Source organism: Sodaliphilus sp. (assembly GCF_045598405.1).
Taxonomy (GTDB): domain Bacteria; phylum Bacteroidota; class Bacteroidia; order Bacteroidales; family Muribaculaceae; genus Sodaliphilus; species Sodaliphilus limicaballi.
Genome location: NZ_JAZLLZ010000110.1, coordinates 1 through 5,436 on the forward strand (window position 1 = coordinate 1; position 5,436 = coordinate 5,436).

The 5,436-nt window shown below is 51.8% G+C and carries 3 protein-coding genes; 1 reads left to right on the plus strand and 2 read right to left on the minus strand.

Annotated elements, in window-relative coordinates; translation table 11 throughout:
• The first annotated feature begins 656 nt into the window (after positions 1-656).
• Entirely contained in the window at positions 657-3,029 is a 2,373-nt protein-coding gene (locus ACKI3C_RS07880; protein WP_407403774.1) for a CotH kinase family protein, read from the plus strand.
• A 243-nt stretch (positions 3,030-3,272) separates the two neighbouring features.
• Here ACKI3C_RS07880 and ACKI3C_RS07885 read toward each other — a convergent pair whose 3' ends face one another.
• Both ACKI3C_RS07885 and ACKI3C_RS07890 read right to left on the minus strand, forming a co-directional pair.
• Positions 3,273-3,995, minus strand: coding sequence for a hypothetical protein (locus tag ACKI3C_RS07885; RefSeq protein WP_407403776.1), 723 nt, complete (start codon positions 3,993-3,995; stop codon positions 3,273-3,275).
• Entirely contained in the window at positions 3,996-4,943 is a 948-nt protein-coding gene (locus tag ACKI3C_RS07890; protein ID WP_407403778.1) for a TonB family protein, read from the minus strand.
• Between the last annotated feature and the right edge of the window lie 493 nt (positions 4,944-5,436).

Consider the following 5,436-nt stretch of genomic DNA (forward strand, 5'->3'; position numbering starts at 1 on the left):
CGATGTCGTGTTGGTGGTTCGTTTGGTTTTATTTGCAGCACTAAATTAAGTGAAATCACCGACATGACAAAATCCTGGGCAACTTTTTGTTGCTCAGGATATTATAAAAATTGTTAACAAAAGTGCTGCGGAATTAAGGATTAGAAGAAATTTTATTATCTCCCACATTGTATTTGATTAGGGTTTTATGCCTAAAATGAAGGGGAAAAGGACAAAAACAACATCATTTGGAATATTGTTGCTAGCGCATTTGTGCTACCTAGAGGGTGTTGACGAAGAATTATTTTTTGTAGATTTTTAGTTGATTTCAAGCGAAGCGCCTTTTCTCTTAGGTTGTATTTAGGTGGTGGCGCTGCGCTTGAAATACACTGAAAATAAGCTGAAAATATAAAATACTTTATTCCTATGCAAGACAGTAAATTACAACTTGCGAAACTTGCGAAACATGTATTATTCTAATTATTTTAATTTCTTTCAGTAAAAACCAATCTCTGTGCCCTTCTGTGGGAGATAAAGGGACGGGGAGGCGGGAAAATATCACGAAAGTTGCAAAAAATGGCACTTTTATTGCTTTTCGGTTTTTTGAAAAATATTTTTTTTACCTTTGTAATGCGGATTTTCTGCATGTGAAACGTAAATAATAACATTCGACACCGATGAACATAAAAAAACTATTATGCATACTTACCGTTGCTGGGGCTTCGATGCATGCCAGCGCCGAGCTGCAGATCAATGAGATCATGCAGGCTAATATCAGTTCGCTTTATGCCGACAATGAGTTCCCCGACTCGTGGGTGGAGCTCTATAACAACGGCACGACCAATTTCCGCATGGCGGGCTACCGCCTGGGCGAGACCGAGAACTTTGAGGAGGCGACGCGCATCAGCGGCGGAGCCGTGGCTCGTGCCGGCACGTATTTTGTGATCTACACCGACAAGACGGGTCCCTCGGGCTATCACGTGGATATGCGCCTGGACACCGGCAAGGGTACCCTGTACCTGTTTAACCCCAGCGGCGAGATTGTGGATAAGGTGAGCTACAAGAAGATGCTTGCCCCCAACGTGTCCTACGGCCGCTTGGGCGAGGACAGCAACACGTGGGGTTTCATGAAGACTTCTACCCCCGGCGAGGCTAATAAGCCCGAGGTAATCACCCAGGTGCTGCCCGACCCCGTGTTCAGCAACAAGGGCAAGGTGCAGGTGGGCGGTTCGTCGTTCTATCTCACGCTCTCGATGCCTGCCGACGTGACCGTGCCCGCCGACACGCGCCTGTACTACACCACCGACGGCAGCGAGCCCACCACGTCGAGCAACAGCACCGCGACCAATGTGCGCATGCGCATCGCCTCGACCACCGTGGTGCGTGCCAAGCTCATCTCGGCCGAGGCTGCGTCGCCCAACGCCGTGACCGAGTCGTTCATCTTCCATCCCCGCGCGCTGAAGCTGCCGGTGATCTCGATAAACACTGACCAGAAGTATTTCACCGACGAGTGGATGGGCATCTTTGCCGGCTACAACTACCAAGAAGACTGGCGCCGCCCCATCAACATAGAGTACTTTGACGCTACCGGCTCACCCGCGGTGATCAACCAGATGGGCGAGTGCCGCGTGCACGGTGCCTACACGCGCGTGATGCCGCAGAAGTCGCTGGCGGTATATACGCAGAAGCGATTTGGCAACAAGCGCTTTGCCTACCCCTTCTGGGAGGATAAGCCCGAGGTGACCGAGGTGAAGTCATTTGTGCTGCGCAACGGCGGCAACTGCTTCACCAGCAACCGCATCGCCGACCAGGCAGGGCAGACCATGTTTGGCCGCAACGCTGAGAACCTGGACTACATGGAGAACACCGAGGTGGTGGCCTACATCAACGGCCAGTATGCCGGCATCTATGACCTGCGCGAGCGCAGCAACGAGGATAACATCGAGGCCAACTATGACGGCCTTGAGGACATCGACATGGTGGAGAACTACACCGAGGTGAAACAGGGCACAATGGACTCGTTCAACGAGCTGATGGCGCTTGTCAACAGCAAGCCCACCTATGAGCAGATGAATGCCGCCGTGGACTTTGACAACTTTGCCAAGACCGTTGTGGCACAGTCGTTTGTCACTAACACCGACTGGCCCGGCAACAACATGGTGATGTGGCGCCCGTCGGCTCCTGGCGGCAAGTGGCGCATGGTGATGAAAGACATGGACTTCTATGCCTCTAACGGCTATAACAGCACGTTCTTCAACTTCCTGCTGCGCGCCAATGGCCACGAGGACGACACCGGCGAGGGCAACAATCCGGCTCGCGTGAAGATATTCCAGGTGCTGTGGCAGTTCCCCGAGTTCCGCGAGAAGATCATCGACTGCTACACGGTGTATCTGGGCGACTTCCTGCGCAAGAGCCAGGTGCGCGCCCACCTAGAGGGCATCAGGGACGAGATCGACAGCGAGTACTACTACCACCTGCAGACCTATGGCAAGCCCCTGGGCTACAACAGCTGGAGGAACAATGTCGAGAACCTGATAACGTGGAGCGAGAACCGCAGCGACTATCTGCGCGACAACATCATCCCCAGCTACTTCAACCTGGGCAGCATCATCCCACTGAACATCGTCACCAACGGGCAGCCGGTGAAGATGCTGAACATTCCGCTCACGCGAGCTGAATTCAAGGGCAATTACTACCAGGACCGTCCTCTCTATGCTTTCACCACCGGCAACGGCTGGAAGGCCACCTACACCTACACTAACGGCACCACACGCACTGTGTCGATCAAGAACCACAACTACGCGTTCACGCCCACCTCGGGCCTGAAGTCGATCAAGCTGGAGGTGGACCTTGGCACTCCCCTGCCCAGCGTTGCAGGCGATATCAACGGCGACGGCACGGCTGATGTTGAAGACCTCAACACCTTGAGCAACATCTTGCTGAACCTCGTGAGCGCGACGAAGTATGGCGACAGCCCCGACATGAACGGTGACGGCGAGTTAGATGTGGTGGATGTGAACGCTCTGGTGAACATCGTCCTGGGAATGTAACCCTTTATCCTACAGAGTTTTTGCTGAAAGAAACTATCTATCTCTATCTCCCACAGAGGCCACAGAGTTTTTTTTACTGAAAGAAATTATCCGAAATTAGAAGAAATTTTTTCATTGCAGACCGGTTGCTGGACCAGCAGCTGACGCTGCTGGCACGGGGGCTTAAATGGCTTGGAAAACCGGGATTGTTCCGGGTTTTCCAAGCCATCTGGGCCTACCGGTTTATTGGACGCTATTTAGGCGTTAATAGTCGTTGCTGTAGAGCATGTTGATGATTTCGTCGAAGCGGCGTGAGTTGCTGAGGCCGTTGGTGGCTTGCTGCATTACCTGCTCCATGACGTTGTCGAGGTAGGGGATTGAGGGGTTCCTGGTGCTGGCGTCGTAGATTTTCCAGTAGTTGGTGCCCTTGAGCCCTTTCATGAATTTCTTGTAGGTCTCGCTCTTGGGGTCTTGGACTGCCCATCCCTCGCCGGCGAGGACTATCTTCTGCTTCTCTAGGAATTCGCGCAGGTTCTTGGTGTACTTGCCGTAGTTCTGCACAAGCTCTTTCTTCTTGAGCACCTCTTTGGTCTCCATTCCGTCGAAGTGCTTGAGCGCGTCCTCCACGTCCATCTTGTTGTAGGGCGCGAGCAGCACGCTGGCCACGCCGGTGCTAAACACGAGGTTGTCACGGCTTGCGAAGTGTGACTTGCGGGTCTTCTCGGCCACTTTGATGTCGTTCTCGTGGCCTTTTTTGAGTTTCTCGAGGGCGCTGATCTGTTCTTTCACTTTTTTCTCTTCCTTGTTGAGACTGTCAACGCGCTGCTTGAGCACTTTGATTTGTGAGTCGAGGTCCTTGATGGAGTCTTTCTTGTTCTCCATGAGTTCCTCTTGGTTCTTGATGTGAGTCTCATGCTCCTGCACGGTCTGTGCGCCGGCGCTGATTGCAGCAAGTGCCACAACCATGATGATTAATACCTTTTTCATTTACTTATTGTTTTTAAGATTTTTGAGATCAAATTTCACGGGAATGAGCAGGGTGCTCTTGAGTGGCTTGCCGTCGAGTGTTCCGGGAGTGAAGATGGGCATGTGCAGGCACAGGCGCAGGGCTTCCTTGTCGCACTCGGGGTCGATGCCCTCGAGCACCTCGGCCTCAACGAGTTTGCCGTTCTCGTCGATGCGACATTCCACCTTGACGGTTCCCTCGATGCCTTTCTTGATGGCGCTCTTGGGATATTTGAGATTTTTCTTGATGAAAATCTTCATGGCGTCGTTGCCTCCGGCAAACTTGGGGAGAACTGCATTGTCGCCAGCCACGATGTCGCGTTCCTCGAGGTCGTGGCCGAACTCATCGCCCTCTTGGGCCACTGCTGCCTTGCCGCTGAGTCGTGTAGCGCAGGCTTCGTTAAGGGCCTTGGCGCGCTCGGCGTCTTCCTCGTCGGGGTCGAGAGTGAGTGCCTTTTCCGAGTCTATCAGCGCGCCATTGATGTCTTTGAGCATATATTTGATCACTGCGCGCTCGAGCACATAGTGTGCATTGGCGGGAGCGAGCTGCACAGCCTTGTCGAGTTGGCCGAGGGCGGCTTTGGAGTCGCCAGCCTCGAGCAATGCCGCGCTATACTCGTTGTGAGCCCACGCTCTGAAAGTGCCGTCAGTGCTTTCGTCCATGAGCGAGACTGCTTGGTTCAGCAGGTCGGCAGCTTCCTGCGGCTGTTCCTGCGTGAGCTTGATTGATCCCAGGTAGGCCAGCGCATAGGCGTTGCGGTCGTTCTCGCTGATGGCGGCGTTGAACAGGCGCGTTGCCTCGTCCCACTGCTGGTTTTCAAAGGCCTTGTAGGCCTTGTCAAAGTTCTTGATCTTCTTGGCCGGAACAGCGTTGCCAGTGAAAGCAACCATCACGGCTACAATAAGGGAAATGATACTTGATGTCTTCATATTTTGGTGTTATTTTGTTAATGTCACATGCCGCTTCACTATCGCAGTCGCACTGCCACCCGCAAGTGGTGGCGATAATGAACGTTTTTTAAACTTGCAAATATACTAATAATTGGCAACAGAGACTATCGCCGGCAATCGTTTTAAGGTTTATTAACGCACATGGGTATTGTGCCAATGGAACTCCCCGCGCAGATTACACTGAACTCACTGATTTTATTCATTGAAAATTATTGTTGTCCGGTAAAAAAAAGAAAATATTTTTATTTTGATTTTATGCTTCGCTTTGAAAATAGCTTGCTCTGCAAGCAAAATGGAATTACATCACAGATAGTGTATTATCATTTTCTCAACTTTAGCATTTGATAATAAATATTGCTAATTTATTGTCCGGCAGGACAATACCTGAATAACCCCCACCGCCGAACGAAGTGGCGGTGGGGGTATAGTATCAACAAGCAGATGCGTCCAGTAGGACGCTAATCGGAGCAAA

Bases quoted from the DNA above. Each gene is read 5' to 3' on its own strand.
- ACKI3C_RS07880 (WP_407403774.1), top strand. From the start codon at position 657: ATGAACATAAAAAAACTATTATGCATACTTACCGTTGCTGGGGCTTCG.
- ACKI3C_RS07885 (WP_407403776.1), bottom strand. From the start codon at position 3,995: ATGAAAAAGGTATTAATCATCATGGTTGTGGCACTTGCTGCAATCAGC.
- ACKI3C_RS07890 (WP_407403778.1), bottom strand. From the start codon at position 4,943: ATGAAGACATCAAGTATCATTTCCCTTATTGTAGCCGTGATGGTTGCT.